The following is a 14,506-nucleotide window of genomic DNA, read 5'->3' on the forward strand; positions in this document are numbered from 1 at the left end:
CTTCCCGCTGCCGCTCGACTTGCATGTGTTAGGCCTGCCGCCAGCGTTCAATCTGAGCCATGATCAAACTCTTCAATTAAAGTTTTGTTGTTTGACTTACGTCAAACGGCTCAACGAATTCTGTTCGACTCCTATTTATTCGAAAATAAGTAGTAAGTCTTTGTACATATTGCTATGAACACTCATCACTCTCGTGAAAGAATTGGTTGATTTAAATTTTTGACTGCCAACCCGAAGGTTAAGCAGTTTCGATTAACTCAACACCTGTGAGTGTCCACACAGATTTCTTGTTTTATCTTGTTAAAGAGCAACTCAACCTCGTAAGAGAAGGTGAGTATCACACTGAGCGCCGAACGCTTCCAGTTGGCTAGGGCTGCGTATTCTACGCATTTCCCGTTTCGCGTCAAGGAGTTTTTGCAAACTTTCTCAACACTCATCAATCAGTAAACTCATCGATGAACTGTCACATCAGGCTGCTTAACGCTGTCTGCCGTGTCAGTGGATGCGCATTATAGGGAGCAGAAGATTTTGTGCAAGGGCTTTTTTAACAACCTGCGCCAAGCGAATAAATAACCACCAAACTGCAGAAATATAATGCAATACTGAGCAATATCGCTGTTTGGGTTGATAAGTTTGGCAGAAGGAATAGCCTATTGCTGGAGTTTTAATAGATTGAATAGGCATAAACAAAAGTTGATAGCTATTTTTCGTAATATCTATCAGCAAACCTCTAAAAGCGTCATGCCCACTGTGATGTCTTACTCTTGTTTACACCTAGCTAATGATAAGTAATGATCAAAAGCACGAGCCCTAAGATTTATGCTCTTCTTATTTCTCTTTTTCGATATTTGTAGCGCTTTGTGTTTGTGCTGCAGCTTGAGTTGAGGAATTACTCTCGACATTCGTCACCGTATCATCACCGACAATATGAGCGACTTTAAGTTTTCTCACAGTTCGAATCGTAATGATCGGACCTGAAATCGCATATAAGTAAAAACCGACGCATAAGATCAATGCAGGTTGAACTGACACCACCACAAATACACCGACGACCAGTAAGATCACGATAAAATTAACCTTGCCACGCCAGTCAATTTCTTTAAAAGAGTGATAGCGAAAATTACTGACCATTAATAGACCAGTTGCCGCAGTCACAAGGGCTGCAATCCAACTGATATTTTTTCCATCGAGACTGTATTGATTACCAAGCCAAATGCTGCCAGCAATAACAGCGGCGGCAGCCGGGCTGGCGAGACCTTGAAAGTAACGCTTATCGGCAACGCCAACTTGCGTATTAAATCGAGCAAGCCTGAGTGCCGCACCTGCACAATAGATAAATGCGGCCAGCCAACCAATTTTACCTAAGTCCGCTAATGCCCAATTGTAGGCGAGTAGTGCGGGCGCCATTCCGAAGGACACCATATCGGCCATACTGTCGTACTCAGCACCAAAATCACTTTGGGTATTAGTCAGCCTTGCTACTCGGCCGTCGAGCCCATCACAGATCATGGCAATAAAAATGGCTATCGCTGCGGCTTCAAAGTTAGCATTCATGGAAGCAATTACGGCATAAAAACCAGAAAACAAACCCGCTGTGGTAAAAAGGTTCGGTAATAAATAGATACCTTTATTCTTTACTGTTTGATTTGAAGAATTTTGCATACACTTATTACGCTAGTTCGGTGAAGAGAAGTTAGCTTTCAAGATAACATATTTTATTATCATGTCGATGAGAGACCAGTTAGGGATGATTTCGATGTTAAAAGTGAACACGTTCAGCACTATGCTATGCCGATGGTTTTGGCTCGGCCTTTTCATTGGCCCCGTTTCTGCGGGCGTTATCTATACTTGGATCGATGAAAATGGGGTGACGCATTACAGCCAACAAGCCCCACAACAAGAAAACATCAAAGCAGAAAAGCTCTACAGTGAAGATTTAGAGCAGGCGAAAGTGGGTTTTATCGCACCTGTAAAGAAAGCAGAAGCCACTTCTGAAGCCAATGAATTAGAAAAGTCAACTGCGCTGATCAAAGAGAAAGATGCTAAACAGGCTCAATCCATTTGTGAGAGTGCAAAACACAATTTAGATATTCTCACGACGCACACTAAGCTTATCCGCCAAACTTCCGATTCGGGTGAATCTGTTGCTATGACAGAGGAAGACCGCCAAGCCTCGATTGCTCAGCAACAGGAAAGAATCAAACTCTTCTGTGATAAGAAGTAGCCATTAACAAAGAACGATTAACGCTGAAGCAATAAAAAAGGAGCCGAGTTAAAAACTCGGCTCCTTTCGTTTTAGTACTTGAAGCGGGAGCGATACTGACTAAGAAAGCGCTATCTCTTATTGCAAGATAGTTTATTTCAAGCTCGTTCATTCAAGAACGCTTATTTCAGTTCGCCTATTTCAATCTATCCAACTTCAAGCTTGCGATTAACGTATCACACTCAAACAACACACTAAGTGACTAGCTACTGGTTATTGCTCGAACACTAACTCGCCACCCGCACAGCTGACCTTGATCGGTTTACCCGGTAACAAGTCGCCACGCAGTAATTTCTGCGCCAGCGGGTTTTCGACTTCTTGCTGCAATGCCCGTTTCAACGGTCTTGCGCCATACACAGGATCGAAACCAATTTCCGCAATCAATGATAATGCGTCGTCGGTGATCTCCAATGTATAGTCCTTTTCCGCCAAACGTTGGCGTAAGGAAGCAATCTGTATCGAAGCAATACGCTTGATATTGGCAGCATCCAATGGATGGAACACCACAGATTCATCGATACGGTTTAAAAACTCGGGTCTGAAACTGTGAGTAACCACATTCATTACCGCCGCTTTCATCTCTGCATAGGTCACTTGACCAAATCCTTCTTGGATAATGTCGGAGCCTAAGTTCGAGGTCATGATGATCACTGTATTTCTAAAATCTACAGTACGACCTTGACCATCGGTTAAGCGTCCATCATCAAGCACTTGCAGTAAGATGTTAAACACATCGGGATGCGCTTTCTCGACTTCGTCGAGCAATATCACTGAATACGGTTTACGACGAACGGCTTCCGTTAAGTAGCCGCCCTCTTCATAACCTACGTATCCAGGAGGCGCACCCACTAAACGCGATACTGAGTGTTTCTCCATAAACTCAGACATATCAATGCGCACTAAGGCCGATTCGGTATCGAATAAAAACCTCGCCAGTGATTTACACAGCTCAGTTTTACCCACACCCGTTGGGCCTAAGAACAGGAACGAGCCTATCGGGCGATTTGGATCCGCCAGACCCGCGCGGCTACGACGAATCGCATTCGCGACCGCATCGACGGCTTCGTTTTGGCCAATCACCCGCTCGTGCAGCGCCACTTCCATTTGCAGTAATTTTTCGCGCTCGCCTTCAAGCATTTTCGATACGGGAATTCCCGTCGCTTTCGACAAGACTTCGGCGATTTCGAACTCAGTGACCTTGTTACGCAATAACGTCATGTCCTGCATTTCGGCTTGCGATGCCAAATCGAGCTGTTTTTCAAGCTCAGGAATACGACCGTATTGCAACTCAGACATCCGAGTTAAATCACCCGCACGACGCGCCACTTCTAAATCCATTCGAGCCTGTTCGAGATCGGCTTTAATGTGCTGAGTTCCCGCTAGTGCGGCTTTTTCAGTACGCCAGATTTCGTTCAACTCTGAAGCTTTAGCTTCAACGTCTCGTAATTCCTCTTGCAGATGGTCAAGCCTGCGACGGCTCGCCTCATCATTTTCTTTGGCTAACGCTTGCTCCTCCAGTTTGAGCTGGATAGCACGACGTTCGAGCCGGTCGAGTGACTCAGGTTTTGAGTCCATCTGCATGCGAATGCTCGATGCCGCTTCGTCGATCAAATCGATCGCTTTATCGGGCAACTTACGGTCCGACACATAACGGTGCGACATAGTCGCCGCCGCCACAATCGCCGGATCGGTAATTTCCACATGGTGATGCAGCTCGTAACGTTCTTTCAGTCCACGCAAAATGGCGATGGTGTCTTCAACACTTGGCTCATCCACCAGCACTTTTTGGAAACGACGTTCAAGCGCCGCATCTTTTTCAATGTACTGACGATACTCATCAAGCGTGGTAGCGCCCACACAGTGCAAATCACCACGCGCTAACGCAGGTTTCAGCATGTTACCCGCATCCATTGCGCCTTCACCTTTACCGGCGCCGACCATAGTATGCAGCTCGTCGATGAAGAGGATCACTTGACCTTCTTCCTGCGCTAACTCATTCAATACCGCTTTTAAACGTTCTTCGAACTCACCGCGATATTTAGCGCCCGCAATCAATGAGCCCATGTCGAGGGATAAGACGCGCTTATTTTTAATCCCCTCGGGGACTTCACCATTAACGATACGCTGGGCAAGTCCTTCAACAATTGCAGTTTTACCCACACCCGGTTCACCGATAAGGACGGGGTTGTTTTTACTGCGACGTTGTAATACTTGGATCGTGCGGCGAATTTCATCGTCACGGCCGATCACAGGATCTAACTTGCCTTGTTCGGCTCGCTCGGTCAGATCGATAGTAAATTTCTTCAACGCTTGGCGTTGATCTTCAGCGTTCGGATCATCCACTTTTTGGCCGCCGCGCATTTGTTCAATGGTTTGCTCCATCAACTCTTTGGTCGCGCCGGCTTTTTTCAATGCCTGCGCGAGGGCATCGCCTCCTTCTAACGCAGCTAATACAAATAACTCGCTAGAGATATATTTGTCTTTACGCTTTTGCGCCAATTTATCGCACAGATTTAATAAACGTATTAAACCTTGGGATAATTGCACATCGCCGCCCGTACCTTCGACTTGAGGTAAGCGTTCCAGCTCTTGACTCAAAAGCGAGCGCAGCGCACTCACGCGAATGCCAGCTTGGGTCAATAAGGGATGGATTGAACCTGAATCTTGGTTCAACAATGCCATCATCAAATGCAGCGGTTCAATAAACTGATGATCACGCCCGAGTGCGAGAGACTGGGCATCTGAGATGGCAAGCTGAAATTTATTGGTCATACGATCGAGTCGCATACAGCCTCCTAAAACTCACATAGTAGAGATATGCCAATCCACAAGATATCTTGCCAATTTAGTGGCGTTAAATCAGTACCGCTAATGAAGAAATCTTAATAGGATTGGTATTACATTTCGTTAGTTAAAAGATGGAGGCTATTTAGCCAAATTCAAGCGGATAACGCGGAAATAAATATAAATTGTAGGGGAATTAACTTAAGACTTAAGCCAGATCAACGATGCCATGCGCCCCGTCACCTTATCGCGACGATAAGAGAAGTAATCGGTGTCACTGACAGTGCAGATATCGGCGCTATAAATATGCTTGATGCCGAGTAAACTCAAGCGTAATTTAGCCAAGCCAATAATATCGGCCAGATACTTGTCACCACGGGGAATAAAACACGCTGCCGCCTGTGGATGTAACCCACAAAATGCGTGCTTGACTTCGACGCCGACTTCAAACTTTTGTGGACCAATGGCCGGGCCTAGGTAAGCAATCAACTCATCCATAGGAGAACTAAACTGCGCCGCGGTGGCCTCAATCACGCCATCACATAAACCGCGCCAACCGGCATGGGCCGCTGCCACTTCAGTTCCCGCTTGATTACACAGCAATACAGGTAAACAATCGGCGGTCATTACAGCGCAAACTTGGCTCGCAGTTCGGCTATAACTGGCATCGGCAATCGGCGTATCAGCAGCCTGAGCTAAGCTCAGCATATCTAAATTGAGCACATGGGTACCATGGACTTGCTCAAGCCAGACAGGTTTGGCGGCTAACGCTAATTGTTTGCAGAGTAATTCACGATTAGCCATCACCTGCTGTTCAGCATCACCGACATGCAGTCCAAGATTCAAACTGTCATAGGGATGCAAGCTCACACCGCCATGACGATTTGTCATAGCGATGCCAACATTAGCAGGAACAGGCCAATCGTGATCAAACACTTAGAGATACTCGATCGGATGCTCTACCGTGTCTTGACGCAGTGCTTTAGTCAAAATCACCATGTCTTCAGGAATTGGCGCTTGCCAGCTCATGATTTCACAACTCACTGGGTGAGCTAATTCTAGACGAACTGCGTGCAGCGCTTGGCGCTTGAAGTTTTTCAGGATATCGAAAAACTCTGGGCTCGCGGCTTTAGGCGGTTTTGGACGACCACCATACACAGGATCGCCAACTAGCACGTGGCCTATGTATTCCATGTGCACACGGATCTGGTGAGTACGGCCAGATTCTAGACGTAATCTCAGACGCGTGTGGTTACGGAATTTTTCCGCAACACGGTAATGCGTCACCGCAGGTTTACCTGAGTGCAGCACGGCCATGTGAGTACGTTTGGTAAGATGGCGACCAATAGGCTCATCCACTGTACCGCCACCTGTCATAGTCCCCATAACAATCGCTTCGTATTCACGAGTGATTTCACGGGCCTGCAAAGCGGCAACTAAATGCGTTTGCGCTTCAACGGTTTTGGCAACGACCATCAAACCTGTTGTATCTTTGTCCAGACGATGCACAATACCTGCACGTGGCACATGCTCAATATCAGGACAATGGTGCAATAGTGCATTCATCAAAGTGCCATCGGCATTGCCAGCACCTGGGTGAACCACCAATCCAGCTTGCTTGTTGATCACGATGATGTCGTCATCTTCATAGACGATATCCAGATCAATGGCCTGCGCCGCGGCATGGACTTCTTCTTCGAGAGTGGCGTCTATGAGTATCTGTTGCAGCTCATAAACTTTCTCGCGGGGCTTATTAACGACAACGCCGTCAACATGAACTGCATCAGATAGGATCCATTCCTTGATGCGCGTGCGCGAGTAATCTGGGAACAACTCTGCTAGGGCCTGATCTAATCTCAGTCCAGTTTGTGTTGCCGAAATCTCGCTTTTTAGATTAATCTCTTGTGTCATAGGAACCGTATCCCCATTTAGGGGTCAAAAAATGTGTGCTATCTGTTACAATCGGATGTTTTCTATTTTATAGTGAAATGGAAAAATTCTTAACTACAACTTAAAAAGAATTGAATTCAAGTATGTATAAATTTTCCAAAGGCGTTACCTTAGTCCTATTTTCACTAGCGTTATCAGCCTGTAGCAGCAGCCCTGATGATAACGATATTGCCGCCAAAACGTCACCTGATGTGCTTTACACTCAGGCAAGAACCTCTATGGAACTTGGCAATTACTCTAAAGCTGTCCGTTCTTTGGAGGCGTTAGACTCACGCTTCCCCTTCGGACCTCACAAAACTCAAGTCCAGTTAGACCTGATTTATGCTTACTACAAAATGGACGATGTCGCTTCGGGGATTGCGAACATAGACAGATTTATCCGTCTTAATCCTACACACCCTGATATTGACTATGTGTTCTATATGCGCGGTTTAGTGAACATGCAAGCCGACAACTACTTGTTCCACGATATGCTTAATATCGACCGAACCGATCGTGACCCTAAAAATGCTCAAGATGCTTTCAAAGATTTTGATCGTCTTATCAAAACTTACCCTAACAGCAAATATGCCGCCGATGCGCAAAAACGCATGTTAGCGTTGAAGAATCGCTTAGCAAGATATTCAATCCAAGTTGCCGAATATTATCTCAAGATGAATGCATGGAGCGCCGCAGCAATCCGAGCACAATCTGTAATGGAAACATATCCTGGCACCCCTTCAAATGAACGGGCATTAGAGATAATGATAGAAGCTTATGGCGAATTAGGTCAGAGCAAGCTGAAGCAAAACGTGCTCATGGTAATGCAAGCTAACTATCCAAACAATGAAATCTTATCAAACTAGCCGAGAATGCCCCTTTAATAGGGGCATTTTTTTGCTTTGTTACCCAAGTTAACCCATCACTGGATATTGCTAAGTCCCCAGCGTGGATAGTGGTTTGACTATTTTTAGCTCGCCACTTGCAGCGTAAATGACACTTTCGTGTAAATCTTATCCAACCGAGTCACTTTTTACGTTATTTAGTAAAAATCTATTGACTCAAAACCCGAAAAGCCTTTAAATTGCGCCCGTCGCCCGAATAGCTCAGTCGGTAGAGCAGAGGATTGAAAATCCTCGTGTCCCTGGTTCGATTCCGGGTTCGGGCACCATCTTTAAATTGGTTGCTACAGCGACTAATGTTAGAGAACTGCAATAGGTACAGTGCAGGTGTGGTGGAATTGGTAGACACGCCAGCTTCAGGTGCTGGTGCTCGCAAGGGCGTGGAGGTTCAAGTCCTCTCACCTGTACCAAATTGCAGTTCAACGAATGAAACGAAGCATTAAGATTGTTTCTTCGGTTTTGAGATTACTCATTCGATGAAATTTCGGATAGCCATGCAGATGTGGTGGAATTGGTAGACACGCCAGCTTCAGGTGCTGGTGCTCGCAAGGGCGTGGAGGTTCAAGTCCTCTCATCTGTACCAACATTTAAACCTCGCTTAGCGAGGCTTTTTTGTATCTAAAACAAAATAAATCCTCTGTTACTCTCCCCTCTTTCCGCTGATTTGCTATACCTAATGTTACAGACTCATCGTAGGGATAGCTCGAGCTCTGCCTAAAGGACTCTTTAGTTCACTGAGGCTATCCCATATGAACGGTCTACAAATAAAACAAAAAATGTTTATCGGTATTTTGGTCCCCCTTGCAATGTTACTGACGATTGGTTTTCTCGCCATTAATATGATGGGCAACATTGAGTCGGGTGTTGAACGCATCTATAACGACAGAGTGGTGCCGCTGGATGACTTAAAAGTGATTGCCGATAAGTATGCGGTCGATGTTATCGATGCGGTCAATAAGGCGAACGCGGGTGGTTTCACCGCCTCGCAAGCGGCTGAAACGCTAGACAGTGCCAAATCGACTATTACTCAACATTGGCAAAAATACCTATCTACCGAGCTTACCTCAGAAGAATCCCGACTCGTAAAACAAGCCGAAGTGCTGTTCTCCTCCGCGAATCAACAGATTGATACCCTGATCTCGCGCTTAAGAGGATTAAACGGCGATGTTTCAAGCCAACTCTCAGCCAATATCCTGCCGCTGTACCAAGCGATCGATCCTATCAGCAACCAAATATCTGAACTGATTGCACTGCAAATCCGCGTAGCGGGCGAAGAAAAAGATCGTGTAAATGCCATTTATCAATCTTCAATCACTATTTTTGTGGCATTAGCCTGTGCCGCCATGATCATCAGTATTGTGATTGGACTCTGGGTCAATCGCAGCGTGATGAATCCCATTAATGACATCCTCGGTAAACTGAAAAGGATCCATCAAGACTCAGATCTCACCGTCAGATTCACCACTTTTAATCACGATGAGCTAGGGCAAATATCCACGAGCCTCACCCAAGTAATTGAACACTTACGGGGCATTCTTCATTCCATTGCCGAGGCGGCAACTACGGTCAACAGTTCGGCAAATGAGTTAAGTAGCTTCACCCAAGCCACCAATAAACGGATGCAACAGCAACAAGCCGAAACGGAGCAGACTGCAACGGCCATGAATGAGATGACGGCCACCGTTGCCGAAGTCGCCCAAAGCGCATCTGCCGCAGCGGATTCAGCCAAAGATGCCGATACCTATGCCGCTAACGGCAATAATATTGTGATGCAATCGATTAGCAGTATGTCGCAGCTTTCTGATCAAATTCAAAAAACGGCGCAGGTCATTGGATTTTTATCTAATGAAAGCCAAAACATCGGCCGCGTACTCGATGTGATTAAGAGCATTGCCGAACAAACCAATTTACTTGCACTCAATGCCGCCATCGAAGCCGCACGGGCGGGAGAGCAAGGTCGCGGCTTTGCAGTCGTGGCCGATGAAGTGCGCACCCTAGCGCAACGCACCCAAAAATCGACTCAAGAAATTGAGGCCATGATTGCCACCCTACAACAAGGGGTTAAAGAAGCCGTCAGCGCCATGGAAATCGGTATCAATCAAGTAGATGATGCCAACGATAAAGCCAATCAGGCGGGTCAAGCGCTGAAAGAAATTGTCACCTCAGTAGACAGCATCACCGAGCTGAATACCCACATTGCGACCGCCGCTGAAGAACAAAGTAGCGTTGCCGAGAGTATTAATCGCAGCATTATTGCCATCAGCGATATCGCCGAGCATTCCACGGCTTCGGCGGCTGAATTAAGTGAATCTGTGATTAATTTGACTAAGCTTGCCAGCAGCATGCGCAATCAAGTGAGCGCATTTAAGCTCTAATTTAACTCAATCAACCACAAAACGACTGCAACCATTTTTGCTGTTGCAGTCAAACTCCTTTATTCACATCATCTGTAACCCATTGAAATAAAATATCCGTTTCATCATTTCTCGATTTAATTTCTCCTTTTATTGAACACTTCAAATGAACTCAGCCTCGTTATCGATAGCACGGATAGCGATAATCTCTATTGATCCAAATCAAATAGATCTTTAAACTCATTAAACATTCATAATATTTACACGTTAAGGATTTTCTATGTTGGACAGCCGTACAATCCAAGTTATCAAGAGCACTATTCCCTTACTCGAATCTGCAGGCCCTGCGCTGACGACCCATTTTTATCAACGTATGTTCAAACATAATCCTGAACTAAAAGATGTGTTCAATTTGGCGCACCAACATTCTGGTGGTCAGCCTGTAGCCCTGTTCAATGCCGTCGCAGCCTATGCAAAAAATATCGAAAACTTAGCGGTACTGAGTTCAACCGTAGAGCGCATTGCCCAAAAACATACGGGATTTCTGATCAAACCTGAGCAATATGCGATCGTCGGCAGCCATTTATTGGCAACGCTTAAAGAAATAGGGGGCGATGCGGTAACAGAAGAAGTGTTAGAAGCTTGGGCACAGGCCTATGGGTTTTTAGCCAACATTTTTATTCAACGAGAAGCACAAATTTATCAAGCGCATGCAGAGCAAGATGGTGGCTGGTTGGGTGAGCGTCAGTTTGTCATTAGCGCGAAAAATACCGAGTCAGCAGTCATCACCTCCTTCATATTGACGCCCGAAGATGGCAAGCCCGTTAAAGATTTTATCCCTGGTCAGTATTTAAGTTTGAAGCTAACACACCCGAATTTGGCATATGAAGAAATCCGCCAATATTCCTTATCCGATGCACCAAATGGCACCAGCTACCGCATCAGTGTGAAACGCGAACTCGGCGGACAAGTGTCGAACCTGCTGCATGATGCGATACACATCGGCGACAAAATCGCGGTAATGCCACCCGCGGGGGACTTTACCCTAGAAGTCGCGGCGGACACGCCCGTAGTACTTATTTCAGCTGGTGTAGGCCAAACACCGATGAAAAGTATGCTCAATCAATTACTCAAGCTGCAACATCCCAGCACTATTACTTGGCTGCATGCCTGTGAGCAAGGCGCCGTACACGGCTTCAAACAGGCGATTCACGCCAAGCGCCAACAACATCATAATCTGACGAGTCATGTTTGGTATCGTGAGCCAGCCCCAACCGATACGTTAGGTGAAGATTATGATTTCGAAGGGCAAATGGAGTTAAGTAAAGTCGCCGAACTGCTGCTTCCACACGCACGTTATTATTTCTGCGGCCCCCTTGGATTCATGTCCGCCATCAAGCAGCAACTACTCGCTCTGGGTGTCGCGGCTGAAAACATGCACTATGAAGTGTTCGGCCCCCACGCCGATCTTTAATGGCATGGCACGGACTTGAGAAAATTCACGCTCAGGTCCGTTTGAATGCTTAGATTTGCACTTAGCTTTTGTACTTAGCTTTTATGCTTAGCTTTCATTGTTAGCATGGCAAACAATAACGATAAGAACGATGAATGCTTGATGTACTTTTCTGTTCATCATTTTTAACGGATAGAGGCCACTTCAGCGGCAGTCAGTGCGCGACTTTCACCCGGTGCCAACTTTTCATCAAGCACAATATCGCCTATCGATAATCGATGCAGGCCAACAACCGGATTGCGGAACCGACCAAACATCCGTTTGATTTGATGATACTTACCTTCATGTAAAGTCACTTCAGCCACGTTATCAGCGAGGATAACCAGCTTAGCGGGTTGGGTTGTAATATCTTCAAAGCCAAAATACATCCCTTCGGCAAATGCAGCGATGTATTCTTCGGTTATGGGATTAGCTAAGGTAACCCGATACACTTTGTCGACCTTGTGTGTAGGTGACATCAGCGCATCAGACCAGCGGCTGTCATTGGTCAATAACAACAAACCCGAAGAGTTTAAATCTAATCTGCCGGCGATATGCAACTCATCACGGGCTTCGCAATCAAGCAAATCAATCACAGTTTTATGCTGAGTATCTTTGGTAGCACTCACCACTCCAATCGGCTTGTGGAGCATCACATAGACGGGCACATTAGCCTGCAGTATTTGCTCATCGAGTTGGATGTGGGAAAACTCATCCACTTGCCTATCCATATCTTTCACTATCAATCCATCGACGCACACTCGGCCCGATAATAGCAGTTCACGCACTGCTTTACGGTGAGTGTGTAACTGGGTACAAAGATAACGATCGAGTCGGCCGCGCTTAGATTGCATAACACCACAAATGACGAAATATGAATGAGATAGCCATTCTAGCAGGATGCAAGTTCGGCTCATAGCGAGCCAATGCTGCGAATCTTCACAAAGGCAATTCAGAGCTAAATTGGATCGAACGAGGTAAAATTTGTTAAGCTAGGCGCTCAATTCATCTTACTGTGAGTGGTTACCGCATCAAAAACTTATCCGCAAGTCCCGTTTTAATACGTTCGAACCTGCTATTTTTAGCCTTGTTTTTAGTGACGCTAGCGAGCTCTTTTTTCGCCCAAGCGAACGATGCAGTTAATCCTCCTGAAGCGGCTCGCCCCTCCGCTATCCATGATAAACCGCTGGTCGAGCGTTACGTCCTCGATGAACTTAAATCCCTCAGACACGATCAACAGGATCTCGAGCGTCGTCTCACCATCGACATCACCGACCGCGAACTCGCCGTAGCCGACAAATCGATGAACTACGCCAATGTCACTGTAACTTACTTCTTCTACATCATCGCGGGTGTCGCCTCGTTAGTCGCCTTTATCGGTTGGCAATCCCTGCGAGAAATCAAAACGCACACCGCCAAACTGGCTGCTAACCAGCTGCAAAGTATTGCCGAACAATACGAAGAAAAGTTCAAAGTACTTGAGCAAGAACTCAAGCGTAAGAGCCGTACTATCACGGACAATAATCGCGAGATTGAGATTATCAATGAAATCCATAACCTCTGGCTACGGGCGCAAAGTGCGCAAACGCCAGAGCAGAAGATTGAAGTCTATGATGAGATCCTCACGATTCGACCTGGGGATTTAGAAGCCCTGACCTATAAGGCCGACGCCGCAATGGAGATGCGCGAATTTAACTGGGCACAAAGCCTGTGTAATCGCGTTCTGGAAGTTGACCCGACTAACGCCCACGCTTTTTATCAAAGAGCCTGCGCCTTTGCTTGCTTAGGGGTTGAAGATAGAGCGATTTCTGATTTAGAGCGCGCCATTCATAACAGCGCATCCTTCAAGGAACTGGCCTTAGATGAGGCGGATTTTTCACAACTTAAAGGGCATGCTCGTTTCGAGACCTTATTGGCCTATCACGAACCTGAAAAGCCCTAAGCTACTAAGTTCTAAGTTCTAAGTTCTAAGTTCTAAGCTTTAAGTTTTAAGCTCCGCACTAACGCTTGATATATGACGTTGGCGCTCAGTGGCGTTTTATCCTAAAGATAAAGCGCCATAAATGAGCGGTTTAAGTCCCACTAGTGAGGAATAGCCTCAATCTTATATGCACAGCGGCGTGCACCTTCGATGATATGTTCTTCGCGACTCACCACCGCGATATCGGCGAATAATTGCTGGAAAAGTTGTAACTCTGAGCGGCAAAAGTTTAAACACTTAGTCGCTGCGGCGCAGATAGGACAATGATTTTCGAGTAAAAAATACACGCCATCTACCTGTTCCATCGTCGCCATATAACCTTCGTTCGAGCGTAATTTCGCGAGGATGGCCAAACGTGTCGGAATATCTATCGCCCCTTCCATAGCGGCACGATACTGAACTAACGCACTTTGCTCCCTGTGGTCGATAAGCTTATCTAAGCCTTGGTCGCCAAAGATCATTTTCACCGAATCAATTAGCTGTACCGTCAATTCCTCATGACGATCGGCAAAATGACTGCGGCTTTGTTCAGTTAATCCCCAGTAACGCGTTGGGCGGCCACGACCTTCAACTCTATCTTCGATGTCCACATCGCCTGCGTCTTCCAATGCCTGAAGATGTTGACGCACACCCATCGTCGTTAACGCCAATTCCTCCGCTAAGGTTTTAGCGGTAAGTGGGCCATGTAACTTGAGCAATTGAATAATCTTATCAGTGGTTTTCATCTGAACTCTCCGATGGTAGCCAGCGCATTATCTCCGATCCAGTACCGCTTTAATAGATTAAATAAACTTTTTTATT

The 14,506-nt window shown here is 46.1% G+C and carries 11 protein-coding genes, 3 tRNA genes and 1 rRNA gene; 8 read left to right on the top strand and 7 right to left on the bottom strand.

The features are described from left to right. A 16S ribosomal RNA gene (locus Q4Q54_RS16830) occupies nucleotides 1-79 on the bottom strand; the annotation flags it as partial. Nucleotides 80-828: 749 nt separating this feature from the next. After that, entirely contained in the window at nucleotides 829-1,662 is an 834-nt protein-coding gene (gene pssA / locus Q4Q54_RS16835; protein WP_311989041.1) for a CDP-diacylglycerol--serine O-phosphatidyltransferase, read from the bottom strand. Nucleotides 1,663-1,756: 94 nt separating this feature from the next. Here pssA and Q4Q54_RS16840 point away from each other — a divergent pair, with 94 nt between their 5' ends. Further along, the gene (locus Q4Q54_RS16840; RefSeq protein ID WP_311989042.1) at nucleotides 1,757-2,224 is read left to right on the top strand and encodes a DUF4124 domain-containing protein; all 468 of its coding nucleotides are present in this window, start codon (nucleotides 1,757-1,759) and stop codon (nucleotides 2,222-2,224) included. A 252-nt stretch (nucleotides 2,225-2,476) separates the two neighbouring features. Here the strand turns inward: Q4Q54_RS16840 and clpB are convergent, their stop codons facing one another. The 3 genes from clpB to rluD all read right to left on the bottom strand — a co-directional run bounded on the left by clpB (nucleotide 2,477) and on the right by rluD (nucleotide 6,958). After that, the gene (clpB, locus tag Q4Q54_RS16845) at nucleotides 2,477-5,050 is read right to left on the bottom strand and encodes an ATP-dependent chaperone ClpB (protein ID WP_006080593.1); all 2,574 of its coding nucleotides are present in this window, start codon (nucleotides 5,048-5,050) and stop codon (nucleotides 2,477-2,479) included. Between the two features lie 198 nt (nucleotides 5,051-5,248). Beyond that, a complete protein-coding gene (pgeF, locus tag Q4Q54_RS16850) occupies nucleotides 5,249-5,983 on the bottom strand; it encodes a peptidoglycan editing factor PgeF (protein WP_063883692.1) in 735 nt (244 codons plus the stop codon). Continuing rightward, nucleotides 5,984-6,958, bottom strand: a complete 975-nt coding sequence (gene rluD / locus Q4Q54_RS16855; RefSeq protein ID WP_006080591.1) for a 23S rRNA pseudouridine(1911/1915/1917) synthase RluD — start codon at nucleotides 6,956-6,958, stop codon at nucleotides 5,984-5,986. 122 nt (nucleotides 6,959-7,080) lie between these two features. On the opposite strand from rluD, the gene Q4Q54_RS16860 reads away from it, so the two are divergent. The 6 genes from Q4Q54_RS16860 (at nucleotide 7,081) to hmpA (ending at nucleotide 11,706) form a co-directional block, all read left to right on the top strand. Further along, nucleotides 7,081-7,842 (top strand): outer membrane protein assembly factor BamD, encoded by a 762-nt coding sequence (locus Q4Q54_RS16860; RefSeq protein ID WP_006085778.1) that lies wholly within the window; start codon nucleotides 7,081-7,083, stop codon nucleotides 7,840-7,842. A gap of 229 nt (nucleotides 7,843-8,071) precedes the next feature. Continuing rightward, nucleotides 8,072-8,147 (top strand) — tRNA-Phe (locus Q4Q54_RS16865). 54 nt (nucleotides 8,148-8,201) lie between these two features. After that, nucleotides 8,202-8,288, top strand: a tRNA-Leu gene (locus tag Q4Q54_RS16870). A gap of 86 nt (nucleotides 8,289-8,374) precedes the next feature. Then, nucleotides 8,375-8,461, top strand: a tRNA-Leu gene (locus Q4Q54_RS16875). 166 nt (nucleotides 8,462-8,627) lie between these two features. After that, entirely contained in the window at nucleotides 8,628-10,253 is a 1,626-nt protein-coding gene (locus Q4Q54_RS16880; protein ID WP_311989043.1) for a methyl-accepting chemotaxis protein, read from the top strand. A gap of 259 nt (nucleotides 10,254-10,512) precedes the next feature. Beyond that, nucleotides 10,513-11,706 carry an NO-inducible flavohemoprotein gene (gene hmpA / locus Q4Q54_RS16885; RefSeq protein ID WP_311989044.1) on the top strand — a complete coding sequence of 398 codons (1,194 nt, stop codon included), beginning with the start codon at nucleotides 10,513-10,515 and terminating at the stop codon, nucleotides 11,704-11,706. A gap of 164 nt (nucleotides 11,707-11,870) precedes the next feature. Here hmpA and Q4Q54_RS16890 read toward each other — a convergent pair whose 3' ends face one another. Beyond that, on the bottom strand, nucleotides 11,871-12,578 hold the full coding sequence (locus Q4Q54_RS16890; protein WP_311989045.1) for a 16S rRNA pseudouridine(516) synthase: 708 nt from the start codon (nucleotides 12,576-12,578) through the stop codon (nucleotides 11,871-11,873). Nucleotides 12,579-12,739: 161 nt separating this feature from the next. Here Q4Q54_RS16890 and Q4Q54_RS16895 point away from each other — a divergent pair, with 161 nt between their 5' ends. Further along, a complete protein-coding gene (locus tag Q4Q54_RS16895) occupies nucleotides 12,740-13,666 on the top strand; it encodes a tetratricopeptide repeat protein (protein ID WP_006085782.1) in 927 nt (308 codons plus the stop codon). 140 nt (nucleotides 13,667-13,806) lie between these two features. On the opposite strand, the gene Q4Q54_RS16900 is transcribed toward Q4Q54_RS16895, so the two are convergent. Then, complete coding sequence (locus Q4Q54_RS16900) at nucleotides 13,807-14,430, bottom strand: metalloregulator ArsR/SmtB family transcription factor (RefSeq protein WP_311989046.1); 624 nt, start codon at nucleotides 14,428-14,430, stop codon at nucleotides 13,807-13,809. Between the last annotated feature and the right edge of the window lie 76 nt (nucleotides 14,431-14,506).

The sequence above is a fragment of the Shewanella sp. SP2S2-4 genome (genome assembly GCF_031932025.1).
GTDB lineage: Bacteria > Pseudomonadota > Gammaproteobacteria > Enterobacterales > Shewanellaceae > Shewanella > Shewanella baltica.

What these genes read in the sequence shown, in the direction of transcription:
- pssA (WP_311989041.1), bottom strand. Translation starts at nt 1,662, where the DNA reads ATGCAAAATTCTTCAAATCAAACAGTAAAGAATAAAGGTATCTATTTA.
- Q4Q54_RS16840 (WP_311989042.1), top strand. Translation starts at nt 1,757, where the DNA reads ATGTTAAAAGTGAACACGTTCAGCACTATGCTATGCCGATGGTTTTGG.
- clpB (WP_006080593.1), bottom strand. Translation starts at nt 5,050, where the DNA reads ATGCGACTCGATCGTATGACCAATAAATTTCAGCTTGCCATCTCAGAT.
- rluD (WP_006080591.1), bottom strand. Translation starts at nt 6,958, where the DNA reads ATGACACAAGAGATTAATCTAAAAAGCGAGATTTCGGCAACACAAACT.
- Q4Q54_RS16860 (WP_006085778.1), top strand. Translation starts at nt 7,081, where the DNA reads ATGTATAAATTTTCCAAAGGCGTTACCTTAGTCCTATTTTCACTAGCG.
- Q4Q54_RS16880 (WP_311989043.1), top strand. Translation starts at nt 8,628, where the DNA reads ATGAACGGTCTACAAATAAAACAAAAAATGTTTATCGGTATTTTGGTC.
- hmpA (WP_311989044.1), top strand. Translation starts at nt 10,513, where the DNA reads ATGTTGGACAGCCGTACAATCCAAGTTATCAAGAGCACTATTCCCTTA.
- Q4Q54_RS16890 (WP_311989045.1), bottom strand. Translation starts at nt 12,578, where the DNA reads ATGCAATCTAAGCGCGGCCGACTCGATCGTTATCTTTGTACCCAGTTA.
- Q4Q54_RS16900 (WP_311989046.1), bottom strand. Translation starts at nt 14,430, where the DNA reads ATGAAAACCACTGATAAGATTATTCAATTGCTCAAGTTACATGGCCCA.